Source organism: Lonepinella sp. MS14435 (assembly GCF_042485795.1).
Classification (GTDB): Bacteria; Pseudomonadota; Gammaproteobacteria; order Enterobacterales; family Pasteurellaceae; genus Lonepinella.
In genome coordinates, this window is record NZ_CP169368.1 from 417,513 (window position 1) to 436,064 (window position 18,552).

Sequence of the window (18,552 nt, forward strand, 5' to 3'; positions counted from 1 at the left end):
ATGTAAATTAGGGTTATTTATGTTTTCTCATATTCAATCCCCACATTGTAAAAATAATCACTAAACCTATCAGATCGGTCATTGTTTCTGGCACGATTAAACACAATGCACCCAAGGCAATGACGATACGTTGCCAAATTGCGAGTGGAGCCTTGAAATAGCCTTCCAGTGCCGCCGAAAGAGCGATGACACCGATAATGGAGGTAATAGCCACAGTGGCAATCTCGTAATAAGCAGGTATATTAAAATCTCTTGCTGTTACTGCCACGTTTGTGGTATCAATCATTAACATCGTTGGATTATACACAAACATAAACGGCACGATAAATCCTGCCAATGCCAATTTAAGGGATTGCCAGCCTGTTTTCATTGGATCGCCGCCTGCAATCCCTGCCCCAGCAAACGCCGCCAGTGCAACAGGTGGGGTGATATTGGCGAAGATACCAAAATAAAATACGAACATGTGAGCAATTAATACGGGAATATTAAACGATGCCAAAGCTGGTGCTGCCATTGTGGCAGTAATGATATAGGCTGGAATGGAGGGAATGCCCATTCCTAATACCATGGATGCAAGCATTGTTAGGATTAAGGTTAAAAATAATGATCCTGCCCCTAAGGTGACAATAGATGATGTCATCACCGTGCCGAAACTGGTTAAATTGACCACGCCGATCACAATGCCTACCACAGCACAAGCCACCATCACCGATAACGATTGTTTTGCTCCGTCTTGTAGTGCTTCAATGATGTCATATACACCCATTCGGGTTTCAGCTCGCAACCAACTCACAATGACGGTAAAAGCAATCGTATAAGTGGCAGTATAGCTGACAGGTACATTGTTGGCTAGAAAATAGACTAAAGCGACAATCGGTAATAACATATGTCCACGTGCTTTAAGGACTTCCTTGATTTTGGGTAAATCGGCTTTTGGCATACCTTTTAGATTATTTTTCCCTGCCCGAAAATGCACCTGCATAATCACCCCGAGATAATAGAGTAAAGCAGGTAATACAGCAGCGAGAGCAATGGTAGAATAGGCTACACCTGTGGTTTGAGCCATAATAAAGGCGGCTGCTCCCATAATGGGTGGAAGAATCTGCCCACCAACGGATGCACTGGCTTCCACTGCACCTGCAAATTCTTTGTTGTAGCCAATTTTTTTCATTAATGGAATGGTAAATGCACCCGTCCCTACCACATTTGCTACCGCCGCCCCATTAATACTCCCCATAAAACCACTGGAAATGACGGCGACTTTAGCAGGTCCACCTTGTTTATGACCTGCTAAGGCAAGGGCTAAATCGTTAAATAATTGCCCCATTCCTGAACGAGCTAAGAACGCCCCAAATAAAATAAACAGGAAAATAAAGGTGACGGATGCCCCAATCGCGGTGGAGTATAGTCCTTCGGTTTTTAAAAAGAGTTGCCCGAAGATATCCCCTAAATCGTATGGTCTGGTGAGTAACCGATTCGGCATAAAACTTAAGTGACTAATAAAGGGATAAGCTAAGAAAATCAGCGAAAATACAGGCAATATCCAACCTGTCATTCGTCTTGCCCCTTCTAATACCGTGATAACAGTGATCATTGAAATCACAATATCTAATGTGTTTGGTATGCCCCCCCTGACCGTCATAATATCTTGATATTGGAAGATGATATAGATAGCACCAGCGAAAGAAGCCAGCACCCATACCCAATCATACCAACTGATAGTTGTGCGAGAACTGTGTGCAGATGCAGGATAAAGCAAGAAAATTAATCCCAAACCAAAGGAAACGTGAATGGAACGTTGGATCAACTCAGGTAATGGATTGAAAGTAATATAAAGGTGAAATAGCGAATAAGCTATCGCTAAAAGAGCAATAATGATCCGCACTTTTCTATCTTGCGAATGACGCGTAACAGACTCTCTATCGTATTGTTCTAAAATGGCTTGTGTATCAACCTGAGCATCTATACCTGAAGTTAGCCTAGATTCATTGGTTGAAACGGGATTCGTTTGTATTGTCGTCATTGTTGCAACTCTCCATAAATAACCACTTGATATAAGGGTGCGTTATTGGGGAAATATGTACCACAGTGTGTTCAGGTACAAGTTGGTAAATTGGCAAATAATGATTGTTAGATAAAATCACCCCTTGCATCACAGAAGACACCACCCAATTTAACTCATCAAAAGCGAGATGGCTCGCTAATCCCACATAACCATCAGGTGAATTAATCGGTTGTCCAGCAGACGGTGTACCCGCTCCAAAGGTTTGCATATAACTATGTGTTAATAAAAGGTGTTGTCTTTGTCGTTGATAATCTTCTTGCCAATATTGTTTTTCCACTGAATGTCGCCATTTCAAACTAAATTCATCTTCATTCCAAACACAAGTTAGGGGCTTCCCGTTATTTTGTGTGCTTTGAATCAGGATATGTGTTGTCGGCGTTAGGGCAATGAATAGGATTATCCCAAGCAATAAAAACAACAGGCTACCAAGAATCTGTTTGCGATAACCTGTTGTTTTTCGGTTATTTATCATAGAATCAGAATCTTATTTCTTTTCTATTTCATCATAATAACGTTTTGCACCAGGATGAAGTGGTGCAACTAAATTTTTATTGGCACGTTGTAGATCAATATCCGTTGCGGCACGATGAGCAATTTTGAGTTTATCTAAATTTTCAAAAAAGGTTTTGGTGATTAAATAAACGTCATTTTCACTCAGATCTTTGCGTACCACCAACGCATTCAGAATAGCGGCAGTCGGTACGGCGGTGGCATTTCCATAGGTATTAGCAGGAATCTCCATTGGAATAAAAAGATTGTTGGTTTTTGCAATCTCATTAAGTTTGTCCGTTGGAATCGACACCATTGCTAAATCAAAGCCCTGACTTAATTCCATTAATGATGCGTTGGGAATGCCACTGGTGAGAAATGCGGCATCTAATTTACCTGCTTTTAACGCATCTGCTGCTTCGGCATAACCTAAATAATCCACCTTAAGATCATCATAAGTGATACCAAATCCATTGAGCAACGCTCGAGCAGCCACTTCTACGCCTGAACCTTGCGCCCCTACAGCGACACGTTTACCACGCAAATCGCCAATTTCTTTAATGCCTGCTTTCGTGGAAGAGGCAATTTGGACATAGTTAGGATACAGCGATGCAATTTGGCTCACGTTATCAATCGGTTGATTAAAATTACCTGTACCATTTACAGCATCTTTCAACGCATCGCTCATTACAAAAGCGAGCTCCACCTTATTTTTAGCGATAAGATTGAGATTTTCTACGGAAGCACCTGTGGTTTGTGTTTTAGCATTGACCCCATAAATTTGATTGTAAATTTCAGTCAATGATGTGGCAATGATATTGTATGGACCAGATGCACCGCCTGTGGCAACAGTGAGAAACTTGGTTTCAAGTTGCGGATTAGTGGTGGCAGATGTCGTGCTAGGATTTTTATTGGCAGATGCAGAATCTGCTTTATCTCCACAAGCCGTTAATAACAAAGACCCAATAACAATAGGTAGGAAAAGAGATTTGAGTGATTTCATTAGGTACTCCTTAAAGTCGTGTAAAAATTACATTGGTAACAATCCTATAACAATTTAAAAAAAAGTGATTAATTTGATACTAGCAACATTTAATTCTAATTACAATAGGGAAATAGTATTCTCCGATTTCATTGCATAAATAGGTTACTTATATTAGTTAGATTATTAATGGAAAAGGTTGATCCTACCGCCATTTAGTATTAAAGTAAGACAAAATTTTAATGAGAAAAATAGGAATAATAATGAAATCAGATAAACCAATAGAATGTGTCGGTTGTAATACCTTTGATGTAGGATCGATTATTGATAATAGCGAGCGAGAAGCTAAATTTGATAAAATTTATCCAACTCAAGCAGAAGCAGAAAATGCCTTAGCAAAACTAGTACAAAAAGCTCGTGATACCGAAAGTGAAGACGAACCTTGCCAAATTGAAAGCAATATTACCGCAGTTAATGGTGGTTTCCAATTAACCGCAAGTTTCACCTTTAGCTGTCAAGCTGAAGTAGTGATCTTCCAGTTGGGTACAAGAGCGATCTAATTATTATTTTTGATCTTTGTTGAAGTGCGGTGAAAAATAATCAAATTTTCACCGCAGTTTGTTCTTCTTACTTACATTTCTAAAATAGAATCGTCCATCCATAATTCTTCTAAATATTCTGTAAAGCGTGCTTTTTCATCAGAATCCCTAAAGCCAGAAATATCGGCACCAGCAGAGCTAGAAAAACGAATACGCACATTTACATCATTGAATTTTTCTGCGATACGTTCAGGTAAAACCTGTTGTAAGCGTTCAATTAAAGCGATTTGATATTCTAATTTTTTGCCATCACGTTCTTTGACAAAGCGAATGTCGAGTTGTTTCATAGTGTTTCCTTATATATCTGTTTATGTTTATATGTACAGTTATAATAACTGAATTAATTATCAGTGTAAATATAGATAGGTTAAATTTATATAAATAAATTTTGTGGTTTCATTTTTCATAGAATTTAACGGAATTACTGGTTAATTCTTGACAGCGATCCTTTTCGGGATTAGAATTTACCGTCTATTTCCCAATGGGACAAACCCAAGGGGAATAGTATTTAACTAAACATATTCATTTTGAATTTAATTAAACTGGAGCTTATTAATGGCAACTATCAACCAGCTAGTACGCAAACCGCGTGTGAAAAAGGTTGTTAAAAGTAATGTACCAGCACTAGAAGCTTGTCCACAAAAACGTGGCGTTTGTACTCGTGTGTACACTACTACACCTAAAAAACCGAACTCAGCATTACGTAAAGTATGCCGTATTCGTTTAACAAATGGTTACGAAGTAACTTCTTATATCGGCGGTGAAGGTCATAACCTTCAAGAACACAGTGTTGTGTTAATCCGTGGTGGTCGTGTGAAAGATTTACCAGGTGTGCGTTATCACACTGTACGCGGTGCATTAGACTGTGCAGGCGTAAAAGATCGTAAACAAGGTCGTTCTAAATACGGCGTTAAACGTCCTAAAGCTTAATGGTTCTCCGTTAAGTAAGGCCAAACGTCTAAATTAATTATTTAAACCATAAACTCCAGTCAAGATGCGAAAGCAGTAAATAGTCGCAAAAGATGAGTTTTGGGTATCCTGAAGAAAAACAACGGAGAAATTGCAATGCCACGTCGTCGTCGTATTGAACCTCGCAAAATTCTACCAGATCCGAAATTCGGTTCAGAATTACTTGCGAAATTTATTAATGTATTAATGGTAGATGGTAAAAAATCTATCGCAGAATCTATCGTTTATGATGCGTTAGAAACTTTAGCACAACGCACTGAAAAAGATGCGTTGGAAGCCTTTGAAGTCGCATTAGAAAACGTACGCCCAACCGTGGAAGTAAAATCACGCCGTGTGGGTGGTTCTACTTACCAAGTACCAGTAGAAGTTCGTCCAACTCGTCGTAACGCTTTAGGTATGCGTTGGATCGTTGAAGCAGCACGTAAACGTGGTGATAAATCCATGGCATTACGTTTAGCCAACGAACTTTCTGATGCGGCTGATAACAAAGGTTCAGCCGTGAAAAAACGTGAAGATGTTCATCGTATGGCTGAAGCAAACAAAGCGTTTGCTCACTATCGTTGGTAATCAAATCACGATTTTGATTCAAGGCTTTATCGGCAATTTACTCAAGGGTAAATTCGATAGAGCCTTACCCATATAAAGAATTTAATAGAAAACCAAAACAAGGTAATAATAATGGCTCGTACAACCCCTATATCACTTTACCGTAATATCGGTATCAGTGCGCACATCGATGCGGGTAAAACAACTACTACTGAGCGTATTTTGTTCTATACTGGTGTAAGTCACAAAATCGGTGAAGTACACGATGGTGCCGCTACAATGGACTGGATGGAACAAGAACAAGAGCGTGGTATCACCATCACTTCTGCGGCAACTACCGCATTCTGGTCTGGTATGTCACAACAATATCCACAACACCGTATCAACGTAATCGACACTCCGGGACACGTTGACTTCACTATCGAAGTAGAACGTTCAATGCGTGTACTTGATGGTGCGGTAATGGTGTACTGTGCGGTAGGTGGTGTTCAACCACAATCAGAAACCGTATGGCGTCAAGCTAACAAATATAAAGTACCACGTATTGCATTCGTCAACAAAATGGACCGTACTGGTGCAAACTTCCTACGCGTAGTTGAACAAATCAAAACTCGCTTAGGCGGTAATGCTGTTCCTTTACAACTTCCAATCGGTGCAGAAGATAACTTCACTGGTGTGGTTGACTTGTTAAAAATGAAAGCGATCAATTGGAACGAAGCTGACCAAGGTATGACATTTACCTATGAAGATATTCCTGCAAACATGCAAGCAGACTGCGAAGAATGGCATCAAAACCTTGTTGAGGCAGCAGCGGAATCTTCAGAAGAGTTAATGGAAAAATACTTAGGTGGTGAAGAATTAACTGAAGAAGAAATCAAAACAGGTTTACGTCAACGTGCGTTAGCCACTGAGATTATCTTAGTCACCTGTGGTTCTGCGTTTAAAAATAAAGGCGTTCAAGCGATGCTTGATGCGGTTATTGATTACTTACCAGCACCAACCGATATTGAATCCATCAAAGGTATCAACCCTGATGAAACCGAAGGTGAACGTCACGCAAGCGATGACGAACCATTTGCGGCATTGGCATTCAAAATTGCCACTGACCCGTTTGTGGGTAACTTAACTTTCTTCCGTGTTTACTCTGGTGTGATTGAGTCTGGTGCAACCGTATTAAACTCCGTGAAAGATAAACGTGAACGTTTCGGTCGTATCGTACAGATGCACGCTAACAAACGTGAAGAAATCAAAGAAGTACGTGCGGGCGATATCGCTGCGGCAATCGGCTTAAAAGATGTAGGTACAGGTGATACTTTATGTGATATGAATAACCCAATTATTCTTGAACGTATGGAATTCCCAGAGCCAGTAATCTCTGTAGCGGTTGAACCAAAAACTAAAGCTGACCAAGAAAAAATGGGTCTTGCATTAGGTCGTTTAGCTCAAGAAGACCCATCATTCCGTGTTCACACGGATGAAGAGTCTGGCGAAACCATCATTTCAGGTATGGGTGAGTTACACTTAGATATCATCGTTGACCGTATGCGTCGTGAGTTCAAGGTGGAAGCGAACATCGGTAAACCACAAGTATCTTACCGTGAAACTATCCGTACTCGTGTAAATGATGTAGAAGGTAAACACGCAAAACAATCTGGTGGTCGTGGTCAATATGGTCATGTAGTAATCGATATGTACCCATTAGATCCAGAAGGTCCAGGTTATGAATTTGTCAACGAAATCAAAGGTGGTGTGATTCCAGGTGAATACATTCCAGCGGTTGATAAAGGTATCCAAGAACAACTTAAATCAGGTCCATTAGCGGGCTACCCAGTAGTGGATTTAGGTGTACGTTTACACTTCGGTTCATACCATGATGTTGACTCATCTGAATTAGCCTTTAAACTTGCTGCATCATTAGCATTTAAAGCAGCGTTTAACCGTGCTAACCCAGTATTACTTGAGCCAATTATGAAAGTTGAAGTGGAAACCCCACCAGACTACGTTGGTGATGTTATCGGTGACTTAAGCCGTCGTCGTGCGATGGTGAATGGTCAAGAAGCCAACGAATTTGTGGTGAAAATCAACGCAGAAGTGCCATTATCCGAAATGTTCGGTTATGCCACTGACTTGCGTTCACAAACACAAGGTCGTGCATCTTACTCAATGGAACCGTTAAAATATGCTGAAGCACCGAAAAACGTGGCTGAAGCAGTAATCGAATCTCGTCGTAAATAGTAACTTTATTTAACAAAAACTCCCCTAAATTGCACCACACTTTGCGGTTGGGTTTAGGGGCTTAACAAAAGGAAACTGAAAAGTGTCTAAAGAAAAATTTGAACGTACAAAACCGCACGTTAACGTGGGTACAATCGGCCACGTTGACCATGGTAAAACAACTTTAACAGCAGCCATCACAACCGTATTAGCAAAACACTACGGTGGTGCAGCACGTGCATTTGACCAAATCGACAATGCACCAGAAGAAAAAGCACGTGGTATTACTATCAACACCTCACACGTTGAATACGATACCCCAACTCGTCACTACGCACACGTTGACTGTCCGGGACACGCCGACTATGTAAAAAACATGATTACAGGTGCGGCACAAATGGACGGAGCTATCTTAGTCGTAGCAGCAACAGATGGTCCAATGCCACAAACTCGTGAACACATCTTATTAGGTCGCCAAGTAGGTGTACCATACATCATCGTATTCTTAAACAAATGCGATATGGTAGATGACGAAGAGTTATTAGAATTAGTGGAAATGGAAGTTCGTGAATTACTTTCACAATACGATTTCCCAGGTGACGATACCCCAATCGTACGCGGTTCAGCATTAAAAGCGTTAGAAGGTGATGCAGCATGGGAAGAAAAAATTCTTGAGTTAGCCAACCACTTAGATACTTACATTCCAGAACCTGAGCGTGCGATTGACCAACCGTTCTTATTACCAATCGAAGACGTATTCTCAATCTCTGGTCGTGGTACAGTAGTAACAGGTCGTGTAGAACGTGGAATTATCCGTACAGGTGATGAAGTAGAAATCGTAGGTATCAAAGATACAGCGAAAACAACCGTAACAGGTGTAGAAATGTTCCGTAAATTACTTGACGAAGGTCGTGCAGGTGAAAACATCGGTGCATTATTACGTGGTACAAAACGTGAAGAAATCGAACGTGGTCAAGTATTAGCGAAACCAGGTTCAATCACGCCACACACAGATTTCGAATCAGAAGTTTACGTATTATCAAAAGAAGAAGGTGGACGTCATACTCCATTTTTCAAAGGCTACCGTCCACAGTTCTACTTCCGTACAACGGACGTAACAGGTACGATTGAGTTACCAGAAGGCGTAGAAATGGTAATGCCAGGCGATAACATCAAAATGTCAGTAAGCTTAATCCACCCAATCGCGATGGACCAAGGTTTACGCTTTGCGATTCGTGAAGGCGGACGTACAGTAGGTGCTGGCGTTGTGGCTAAAATTGTTAAATAATTAACGATTTAGCTAACATAGTTTAGGGGCGTATTGAATACGCCCCTTTTTTGTGTTTTGCTGCCAGTATTTGCGTACGGGGTTACTGATGTCACGCTACTCCGTAGCTATTGTGTAAAGATGCGGAGCATCGTTATTTGCGTAACCCTGTACGCCAGTGCAGGGTGATTGCTGATGTTCGGGGCATAGGTGTTTTTTCTATGAGAATATGCTATAATTTTCCCAATTTTTTACCCATTGAGAAACCTTATGACAGATAATATCCAACCAGAATCACAACAAGGCGAATACGGTGCCAGTAGCATTAAAGTATTAAAAGGCTTAGATGCCGTGCGGAAACGCCCTGGAATGTACATCGGCGATACCGATGACGGCACAGGTTTGCATCACATGGTGTTTGAAGTGGTGGATAACGCCATTGATGAAGCCTTGGCGGGCTACTGTAAAGATATTATCGTCACCATTCACGAAGATAATTCGGTGTCCGTGCAAGATGACGGACGTGGGATTCCCGTAGATATTCACCCTGAAGAAGGCGTTTCTGCCGCTGAAGTGATTATGACCGTGTTGCATGCGGGCGGTAAATTTGATGATAATTCCTATAAAGTGTCGGGCGGTTTGCACGGCGTGGGCGTGTCGGTGGTGAATGCTCTGTCCGATAAATTGTTGCTCACTATTCGCCGTCAAGGTCACGTTTATGAACAAACCTATCATTTAGGCGAACCGCAATCGCCATTGGCACAAATTGGCGATACCAGCAAAACAGGGACAACCGTGCGTTTTTGGCCAAGTCCAACCATTTTTAGCAAAACTGTATTTGAATATGAAATTTTGAAAAAACGCTTGCGTGAATTGTCGTTTTTAAATTCAGGCGTATCGATTAAATTGTTTGATGAGCGTGATGGTACGCAAGATCATTTCCATTATGAAGGCGGTATTCAAGCCTTTGTGGAATATTTAAACCAAAACAAAACCCCAATTCACCCGAAACCGTTTTATTTTTCCGTGGAAAAAGACGGCATTGGCGTGGAAGTGTCGTTGCAGTGGAATGACGGTTATAACGAAAATATTTATTGCTTTACCAACAACATTCCGCAACGAGATGGCGGTACGCATTTAGCCGGTTTCCGTGGTGCCTTGACCCGTAGTTTAAATAACTATATGGACAAGTCGGGTTTAAATAAAAAAGGCAAAAACGACAAAGATAAAGTGGAAACGTCAGGCGATGATGCCCGTGAAGGCTTGGTGGCGATTGTGTCGGTGAAAGTGCCTGATCCGAAATTTTCTTCGCAAACCAAAGACAAACTGGTTTCGTCCGAAGTGAAAGGGGCGGTGGAATCCGCAATGAATGAGCGTTTGCAGGAATATTTAGAAGAAAACCCGAATGATGCGAAAATTATTGCCACCAAAATTGTGGATGCGGCTCGTGCCAGAGAAGCCGCTCGTAAAGCCCGTGAAATGACGAGACGTAAAGGCGTGTTGGATATTGCAGGTCTTCCAGGCAAACTGGCGGATTGTCAAGAACGTGATCCTGCGTTGTCTGAACTTTACCTTGTGGAGGGGGACTCCGCTGGTGGCTCGGCGAAACAAGGGCGGAACCGTAAAAATCAAGCGATTTTGCCGTTAAAAGGGAAAATTCTCAACGTAGAAAAAGCTCGCTTTGATAAAATGCTGTCTTCGCAAGAAGTGGGTACGCTTATTACTGCACTCGGCTGTGGCATTGGACGTGATGAATATAACCCTGATAAAATGCGTTACCACAAAGTGATTATTATGACCGATGCGGACGTGGATGGTTCACATATTCGCACCCTGTTGTTGACTTTCTTCTATCGCCAAATGCCTGAAATCATTGAACGTGGTTATGTGTATATTGCTCAACCGCCGTTGTATAAAGTGAAAAAAGGCAAGCAAGAGCAATATATTAAAGATGAACCTGCAATGATTGAATATGAGTTGGCGATTGCGTTAGATGATGCGGCGTTATATGTCAACCCGAATGCCCCTGCAATGGCGGGTTTGCCATTGGAGCAGTTGGTGACGGAATATAACAATGTGAGCCAAATGATCACACGTTTACACCGCCGTTATCCTGAAGCCTTGTTGAAAGAATTAGTCTATTATCCAACCTTAACCGTTGAATTAATGAAAGATCAAAATGCGGTGGAAAATTGGGCAAATTTATTGGTGGCGAGCTTAAAAGAGAAAGACTCGCACGGCAATCATTATGCCTATCAAGTCGCCTACAATCAAGAACGTCAGCTCAATGAAGTGCGATTAACCGTGCGTACCCACGGCATTGACACTCATTATAATCTTGATTATGCTTTTGCTAATGGCAATGAATATGCTCGTATTGTGAAATTAGGCAAACAATTAAACGGCTTATTAGAGGACGGTGCCTATATTACTCGTGGTGAACGCCGTTTAGAGGTGAGCAGTTTTGAGCAAGCAATGGACTGGTTAGTGAAAGAATCTCGCCGTGGGTTGACCGTACAACGTTATAAAGGGTTAGGTGAAATGAACCCTGAACAACTTTGGGAAACTACAATGGATCCTGAAGCACGCCACATGTTGCAAGTGACCATTAAAGATGCGGTGGAAGCGGATCAGTTGTTTACTACGTTGATGGGGGATGAAGTAGAACCGAGACGGGACTTTATTGAGAGTAATGCGTTAAGGGCGAATTTGGATATTTAATACCGAGTACTTACATACTCGATTAGGCTTGTAATGCAACGCTGTTGCTCTAAGACACAGCGTGTCGTAATATGCTTAACCCTGTACGAGAGTGCAGGGTTTCTTAAAAGGAAAAAACTATGACCTCAATCGCTATAATCACTGGTTCAACCCTCGGCGGTGCCGAATACGTTGCGGATCATCTCGCCGCTTGCCTTGAACAACAGGATTTTGATACTCAAATCGAAAATAACGCCAGCTTCGCCGATGTCGAAAGCCAAAAACTCTGGCTTATCGTTACCTCCACCCATGGAGCAGGTGAATTACCCGAAAATATTCAACCTTTTATCGAAGAAGTGAAACAACAGGATTTAACAGGCGTGCGTTTTGCCGTGGTGGGATTAGGCAATTCCGATTATGATACTTTCTGTTATGCCGTGGATACGGTGGAGCAAGTCTTGATGGCGCAAGGTGCGGTGCGAATTTGCGAAAGTTTACGCATTGATGTTTCACAAGTAGAAGATCAGGATCAAGCTGCAGAAGATTGGCTACCGACAATGCTTAATGTTTTATAAACTACTCCGACTTGTGAGTAATAATGCTTGACTGTTTTTTTGTTAATGATAAAGTGTTTCTCTGCACTTTAGATTTTTTAGAAAAACCTAAGTGGAAGCAAACGTTTGCTAATGTAATGATATTGTTAAATATTTTTTATATAGTAAATGCGATCAATTTTTAATATCTTTGGAGCCTATTATGTCAGGTATTTTTCAACAAACTGATCCATCACGTCGCCGTTATGGTTTAGCAGTATTTGTCGGTATTGTTGCGGGGATTATCTCTGCATTCGTAAAATGGGGTGCTGAACATCCGTTCCCACCACGTAGTCCGTTTGATTTGTTTACTGCGGCTTGTCCACAACCTGTATTAGATGCGTTAAGTTCAGGTACTATCGCTATGAATGGGGCTTTAGAGCAATGTTCACGTGCGTTCTTAAATCCACCACATGTTTTCTTACGTGATTATGTTGGTATCGATCCAACAGAAGCTGCGTTCACATTTGCAGATCACGCATTTAACTGGATTGGTGTAACCCACATGATTTTCTCATTAGTGTTCGCTATTGGTTATTGTATTGTTGCAGAACGTTTCCCTAAAGTGAAATTCTGGCAAGGTATTGGTGCAGGTATTATTGCTAACATTTGTGCTCACTACATTGCATTCCCTGCTTTAGGTTTAACCCCTCCAGTAGCAGACTGGCCACTATATGAACATATTTCTGAATTAGTTGGTCATATTTTCTGGTTCTGGACCATTGAGGTAATTCGTCGTGATTTACGCAACCGTATTACACACGAACCAGATGCAGAAGTGCCTTTAAGTCAGCCTTATCGTTAATTTTAATGATTATTTAGAAACCCGAATGAATATTCGGGTTTTTTATTATTGGAATGCGGTTAGAATTGATAATGGATAACGTTCTTTACTCAAATAATCTTGCAATGCCTGAATCACGAGTGGATTACGTTCACATTGTCCATCTTGTTGAATATAATCATTAAATTCATCTAATGTTAGCCATAAGCCACGAGTAATATCGCTATCATGGGGAGTAATTTGTAGGCATTCATTTAATTCTAGGCAAAATACAAAACGTAAATAATCCGTTTGACTACGTGGAGCGTGCCATTGATAGATTTTCAGCAAGGATTGCATTTCTGCTTTAATGCCAGTTTCTTCATATAATTCTCGGCTTGCCCCTTGTAATATTGTTTCTCCTTTTTCTAAATGCCCTGCTGGCTGGTTGAGCGTTTTCTTGCCGTATTCTACTTCTTCCACAAATAAAAATTTGCCGTTACAATGAACAACGACCGCCATAGTAACATTAGGTTTGTGCATGATTATTTTCCTGTTAGTTTGAGTAAAGCAAAAAGCCGTTGTTTTTCCATTTCTGTGAGTTGCCGATCATATTCATATTTTCTATTTTATGGATAAAAGTGCGGTGAAAAAAGACCGCACTTGGTTCAGGCTTGCACTTTAGCTAATTCAGTTCGCATTTGATCAATAACTTTTTTATAATCTGGTTGATCAAAAATTGCAGAACCAGCCACAAACATATCAGCACCTGCCTTTGCAATTTCCGCAATATTATTTATTTTGACACCACCATCCACTTCTAAACGAATTGGTAAGCCACTTGTATCAATACGTTGGCGGACTTGTTTCAATTTATCAAAAGTGGCAGGAATAAAGGATTGTCCACCGAAGCCAGGGTTAACTGACATCAGCAAAATAATATCCACTTTATCCATTACATAGTCCAAATAGCTTAAAGGTGTAGCAGGGTTGAAGACTAAGCCTGATTGACAACCACTGTCTCGAATTAATTGCAAAGTGCGGTCAATATGCACACAGGCTTCAGGGTGAAATGTAATAGATGTTGCACCTGCTTTGGCAAAGTCGGTGATTAAACGTTCCACAGGGCTTGCCATTAAATGCACATCAATCGGGCAAGTTATACCGTAATCACGTAGAGATTGGCAAATCGGTGCACCAAACGTGAGATTGGGTACATAATGATTATCCATTACATCAAAATGAATAAGATCTGCACCGCAGTTGATCACGTTTTCTACATCTTCACCTAGACGAGCTAGGTCGGCAGAAAGAATTGAGGGGGCAATTAAATAAGGTTGCATACGGTTTCTCCTATGTAAACTAACATTTATTACTATTCTAGCAGAATACGAGAGTTATCGCATATTTTCCATTAATAAATAAAATGCGTTTAGATCTTTACCTGCGATTTTCTTAAATGGTCGCAATAGCCAGTAAATTAAACGATAGTTAGTCATACGGCGTACGGATGCTTGCCAAATTTCTTTGTCTGTACAATTTTGATAAGTCAATATAGTTTGTTTAATTTGTTCTAGGCTAATGGATTTTTCTCGGCATAAGCCAAATACAAAGAAAATACTATCTTGTATTTGTTGTTCAAAGGGATTTTTCGATACGGTATCTACTTCAAAATCTATGAAATTCACTACACCATCTTTCCAAAGAATATCTTTGACAAAAGGTCTGCCATGAATAAGCCCTTGTTGGTGTAATCGTGCCAATGCAGTTGCACTATCATTTAAAATTTGTTGTTTTTGCTCAGCAGAAATGTCCTCTTTCTCTAGCCAATGGTTGACAGATAAACCTGCATCTTCCATCACTAACATATTTTCATTGGCAACATAAATGAAAGGAATGGGGGCATTTTGTTGCTGTAATTTTAGTAAACGTTCTACTTCTTGATGAAAAAATTTGCGAGGACAAGGCTTGAGTAAGCGTTGTGAGCCTTGAGGGTGTTCAGGTTGTTTTAACCAGTAATGTTTGTTTTCAAATTCAAATGGATAAACACGTTTATCTGGATACTGAAAACATAGAGATTGTGCATATTTTTCTAATGTCATTTGTTATTCTGAATAAAATAAAAGATTAATTATAGCATTAAATTGGACAAATATCCTGATAAAATCTATGGTTATTTACATGAGAAAATTTTTACTATATCAAATTATTAGAATGAGTAATTTGATATAGAGTAATTAATATTAAATTATTTTTATTTTCATAATTTTATGTATTTGTTATGATAAGCATCTGAGATGCAAATTGATTTGCATCTTTTTACTGTATAAATGGATTTATGGACTTCTTTAAATTAACTTGAAAGGTGGGGAAGTATGTCAATACATACAATCAATCTGCATGAAAAATTGAGTGCTTTACTTGGTGAAGTGGAATCAAAGAAATTATTTTCTGGTATTGGTATTTTTTATAATGACCATATGTTTGGAATTTATAAACAAGGCGGTTTTTATTTACGAGCAAAAGATGAATTAGCTCAATATGTTGAAAGTATTGGGGGAGTTCGTTGGGATCGAGATGGTGTACCGAGTAATTTGAGAATTCGGGATTATTATTTGATTCCAAGTGATTATGTAAGTGATGAACACAAGAATCCTATGTTGATTAAGATGATCAAAGAGTCTTTGCAACAAATTGAATCTGAAAAACTTGCTGAATCATTAGAACGGGCAAAAAGAATTCGCCGTTTACCAAATATGTCACTAAAGTATGAACGTCTGTTAGGTAAAGTGGGGATTAACACGATTTCTCAATTACGAGAAATCGGTGCCGCAGACGCTTATATATTGATTAAATCCCAAGGGCTTTTTGTGACTTCCCATTTATTTTGGAAGACATTCGCAGCTTTGAAGAATAAATATGTAGAGTTATTAACCGAAACGGAGAAAGAAATAGCATTTAAAGAAATTAATGAGAAACTTGCAAAAGTAGGATTTAGGGCTATGAAATATAAGCCATAAATTGAATAAAAAGAGGGATGTTGTTGATTTTATATGCGAGCAAGAGTTTTCTTTAAGAAATTAGTAAAAAACACTTGCAAAGAGTTTCTAAATCACTATAATACGCCCCACGCAACGACACACTGTTGTGAATATTGAAAATCAAACAGTGTGTCGTTTTATTTTCGCTTTAAAACAGCGATTTGTTCTTTAACAATTTATCAGACAATCTGTGTGGGCACTTGTTGATTGACTTGTTTTAAAAAATTAATAAAACTTGAAGTCTTAATAGGTGCTTAACTTAGAAATTCATTAACTTTTCATTTTTTTTGAGAGTGAGAAGAAAGATTTAGAAGCAAGCAGTTTATTGAGCGATCGAACTTAAATTGAAGAGTTTGATCATGGCTCAGATTGAACGCTGGCGGCAGGCTTAACACATGCAAGTCGAACGGTAGCAGGAAGTACTTGTACTTTGCTGACGAGTGGCGGACGGGTGAGTAATGCTTGGGAATCTGGCTTATGGAGGGGGATAACTACGGGAAACTGTAGCTAATACCGCGTAGTGTCGAGAGACGAAAGACTGGGAACTTAGGTCCAGTTGCCATAAGATGAGCCCAAGTGGGATTAGGTAGTTGGTGGGGTAAAGGCCTACCAAGCCGACGATCTCTAGCTGGTCTGAGAGGATGACCAGCCACACTGGAACTGAGACACGGTCCAGACTCCTACGGGAGGCAGCAGTGGGGAATATTGCGCAATGGGGGTAACCCTGACGCAGCCATGCCGCGTGAATGAAGAAGGCCTTCGGGTTGTAAAGTTCTTTCGGTGGTGAGGAAGGTAGTTGTTTTAATAGAACAGCTAATTGACGTTAACTACAGAAGAAGCACCGGCTAACTCCGTGCCAGCAGCCGCGGTAATACGGAGGGTGCGAGCGTTAATCGGAATAACTGGGCGTAAAGGGCACGCAGGCGGTTACTTAAGTGAGATGTGAAATCCCAGAGCTTAACTTTGGAATAGCATTTCAGACTGGGTAGCTAGAGTACTTTAGGGAGGGGTAGAATTCCACGTGTAGCGGTGAAATGCGTAGAGATGTGGAGGAATACCGAAGGCGAAGGCAGCCCCTTGGGAAGATACTGACGCTCATGTGCGAAAGCGTGGGGAGCAAACAGGATTAGATACCCTGGTAGTCCACGCTGTAAACGATGTCGATTTGGGGATTGGGCTTTAGGCTTGGTGCCCGTAGCAAACGTGATAAATCGACCGCCTGGGGAGTACGGCCGCAAGGTTAAAACTCAAATGAATTGACGGGGGCCCGCACAAGCGGTGGAGCATGTGGTTTAATTCGATGCAACGCGAAGAACCTTACCTACTCTTGACATCCATAGAAGAACTTAGAGATAAGTTTGTGCCTTCGGGAGCTATGAGACAGGTGCTGCATGGCTGTCGTCAGCTCGTGTTGTGAAATGTTGGGTTAAGTCCCGCAACGAGCGCAACCCTTATCCTTTGTTGCCAGCATGTAGTGATGGGAACTCAAAGGAGACTGCCAGTGATAAACTGGAGGAAGGTGGGGATGACGTCAAGTCATCATGGCCCTTACGAGTAGGGCTACACACGTGCTACAATGGTGCATACAGAGGGCGGCAAACCTGCGAGGGGGAGCGAATCTCAGAAAGTGCATCGTAGTCCGGATTGGAGTCTGCAACTCGACTCCATGAAGTCGGAATCGCTAGTAATCGCAAATCAGAATGTTGCGGTGAATACGTTCCCGGGCCTTGTACACACCGCCCGTCACACCATGGGAGTGGGTTGTACCAGAAGTAGATAGCTTAACCGGAAGGGGGGCGTTTACCACGGTATGATTCATGACTGGGGTGAAGTCGTAACAAGGTAACCGTAGGGGAACCTGCGGTTGGATCACCTCCTTACCAAAAACAGTGGCAATAAGTGTCCACACAGATTGGCTGATAATTGTAAACAAAGAAAGAAAAAGACCGCACTTTTCATTGCTTACTAGGTCGAGCAAGAGAAACGAATGAAACGAAAAAAGAAGTGCGAATAATAAAAGACAACAAATTATCTTTACCTGTTGTCCCCATCGTCTAGAGGCCTAGGACATCGCCCTTTCACGGCGGTAACCGGGGTTCGAATCCCCGTGGGGACGCCAATTAAAGATGATTTGGTAGATAAACGAGAAATGGATTATCTATATTATTTTCTTATTGTTCTTTAAAAAATTGGAAACAAGCTGAAAACAGAGTTCAGATAGCAGTGGTCAGATAGCAGTTAATGCGACTGATGATTGTTAGATGACTCAACGTTTGAGTAAAAATCTTGTGTGAACAAAAGCACACAAGTCTAGTTATTAAAAT

General features: G+C 40.8%; 16 protein-coding genes, 1 tRNA gene and 1 rRNA gene. 11 read left to right on the plus strand and 7 right to left on the minus strand.

Annotated features, from left to right (window positions below):
* Positions 1-13: 13 nt before the first annotated feature.
* The 3 genes from O1Q80_RS02015 to O1Q80_RS02025 are packed head-to-tail and all read right to left on the minus strand — an operon-like array spanning position 14 to position 3,557.
* A complete protein-coding gene (locus O1Q80_RS02015) occupies positions 14-2,023 on the minus strand; it encodes a TRAP transporter permease (RefSeq protein ID WP_386695376.1) in 2,010 nt (669 codons plus the stop codon).
* Entirely contained in the window at positions 1,986-2,537 is a 552-nt protein-coding gene (locus O1Q80_RS02020; RefSeq protein ID WP_386695378.1) for a DUF1850 domain-containing protein, read from the minus strand. The genes O1Q80_RS02015 and O1Q80_RS02020 overlap by 38 nt, the downstream gene beginning before the upstream one ends.
* Positions 2,538-2,549: 12 nt before the next feature.
* On the minus strand, positions 2,550-3,557 hold the full coding sequence (locus O1Q80_RS02025) for a TAXI family TRAP transporter solute-binding subunit (RefSeq protein ID WP_386695380.1): 1,008 nt from the start codon (positions 3,555-3,557) through the stop codon (positions 2,550-2,552).
* Positions 3,558-3,799: 242 nt separating this feature from the next.
* Between O1Q80_RS02025 and O1Q80_RS02030 the strand changes: the two genes are divergently transcribed.
* The gene (locus tag O1Q80_RS02030) at positions 3,800-4,096 is read left to right on the plus strand and encodes a YfcZ/YiiS family protein (protein ID WP_386688624.1); all 297 of its coding nucleotides are present in this window, start codon (positions 3,800-3,802) and stop codon (positions 4,094-4,096) included.
* A gap of 71 nt (positions 4,097-4,167) precedes the next feature.
* On the opposite strand, the gene O1Q80_RS02035 is transcribed toward O1Q80_RS02030, so the two are convergent.
* A complete protein-coding gene (locus tag O1Q80_RS02035; protein WP_386688621.1) occupies positions 4,168-4,422 on the minus strand; it encodes a DinI-like family protein in 255 nt (84 codons plus the stop codon).
* A 268-nt stretch (positions 4,423-4,690) separates the two neighbouring features.
* On the opposite strand from O1Q80_RS02035, the gene rpsL reads away from it, so the two are divergent.
* The 7 genes from rpsL (at position 4,691) to O1Q80_RS02070 (ending at position 13,229) form a co-directional block, all read left to right on the plus strand.
* Positions 4,691-5,065, plus strand: a complete 375-nt coding sequence (gene rpsL, locus O1Q80_RS02040; protein ID WP_013745731.1) for a 30S ribosomal protein S12 — start codon at positions 4,691-4,693, stop codon at positions 5,063-5,065.
* Positions 5,066-5,200: 135 nt separating this feature from the next.
* Entirely contained in the window at positions 5,201-5,671 is a 471-nt protein-coding gene (gene rpsG, locus O1Q80_RS02045; protein WP_386688618.1) for a 30S ribosomal protein S7, read from the plus strand.
* A 111-nt stretch (positions 5,672-5,782) separates the two neighbouring features.
* A complete protein-coding gene (fusA, locus tag O1Q80_RS02050; protein WP_386695382.1) occupies positions 5,783-7,885 on the plus strand; it encodes an elongation factor G in 2,103 nt (700 codons plus the stop codon).
* Between the two features lie 82 nt (positions 7,886-7,967).
* On the plus strand, positions 7,968-9,152 hold the full coding sequence (tuf, locus tag O1Q80_RS02055) for an elongation factor Tu (RefSeq protein ID WP_386688527.1): 1,185 nt from the start codon (positions 7,968-7,970) through the stop codon (positions 9,150-9,152).
* Positions 9,153-9,401: 249 nt separating this feature from the next.
* Positions 9,402-11,852 carry a DNA topoisomerase (ATP-hydrolyzing) subunit B gene (gyrB, locus tag O1Q80_RS02060; RefSeq protein ID WP_386695384.1) on the plus strand — a complete coding sequence of 817 codons (2,451 nt, stop codon included), beginning with the start codon at positions 9,402-9,404 and terminating at the stop codon, positions 11,850-11,852.
* Between the two features lie 119 nt (positions 11,853-11,971).
* Positions 11,972-12,406: an FMN-binding protein MioC gene (mioC, locus tag O1Q80_RS02065; protein WP_386695386.1), complete on the plus strand. Its 435-nt coding sequence runs from the start codon at positions 11,972-11,974 to the stop codon at positions 12,404-12,406.
* Positions 12,407-12,587: 181 nt separating this feature from the next.
* Positions 12,588-13,229 carry a YagU family protein gene (locus tag O1Q80_RS02070; RefSeq protein WP_386688610.1) on the plus strand — a complete coding sequence of 214 codons (642 nt, stop codon included), beginning with the start codon at positions 12,588-12,590 and terminating at the stop codon, positions 13,227-13,229.
* A 45-nt stretch (positions 13,230-13,274) separates the two neighbouring features.
* Here the strand turns inward: O1Q80_RS02070 and O1Q80_RS02075 are convergent, their stop codons facing one another.
* The 3 genes from O1Q80_RS02075 to O1Q80_RS02085 all read right to left on the minus strand — a co-directional run bounded on the left by O1Q80_RS02075 (position 13,275) and on the right by O1Q80_RS02085 (position 15,289).
* Positions 13,275-13,730, minus strand: a complete 456-nt coding sequence (locus tag O1Q80_RS02075) for an NUDIX hydrolase (RefSeq protein ID WP_386695388.1) — start codon at positions 13,728-13,730, stop codon at positions 13,275-13,277.
* Between the two features lie 125 nt (positions 13,731-13,855).
* Positions 13,856-14,530: a ribulose-phosphate 3-epimerase gene (gene rpe, locus O1Q80_RS02080; RefSeq protein WP_386695389.1), complete on the minus strand. Its 675-nt coding sequence runs from the start codon at positions 14,528-14,530 to the stop codon at positions 13,856-13,858.
* 54 nt (positions 14,531-14,584) lie between these two features.
* Complete coding sequence (locus tag O1Q80_RS02085; protein ID WP_386695391.1) at positions 14,585-15,289, minus strand: RIO1 family regulatory kinase/ATPase; 705 nt, start codon at positions 15,287-15,289, stop codon at positions 14,585-14,587.
* Between the two features lie 273 nt (positions 15,290-15,562).
* On the opposite strand from O1Q80_RS02085, the gene O1Q80_RS02090 reads away from it, so the two are divergent.
* The 3 genes from O1Q80_RS02090 to O1Q80_RS02100 all read left to right on the plus strand — a co-directional run bounded on the left by O1Q80_RS02090 (position 15,563) and on the right by O1Q80_RS02100 (position 18,347).
* Positions 15,563-16,207, plus strand: a complete 645-nt coding sequence (locus tag O1Q80_RS02090; protein WP_386688601.1) for a TfoX/Sxy family DNA transformation protein — start codon at positions 15,563-15,565, stop codon at positions 16,205-16,207.
* Positions 16,208-16,569: 362 nt separating this feature from the next.
* Positions 16,570-18,108: ribosomal RNA gene (locus O1Q80_RS02095) — 16S ribosomal RNA — on the plus strand.
* A gap of 163 nt (positions 18,109-18,271) precedes the next feature.
* A tRNA-Glu gene (locus tag O1Q80_RS02100) sits at positions 18,272-18,347 on the plus strand.
* Positions 18,348-18,552 lie beyond the last annotated feature (205 nt).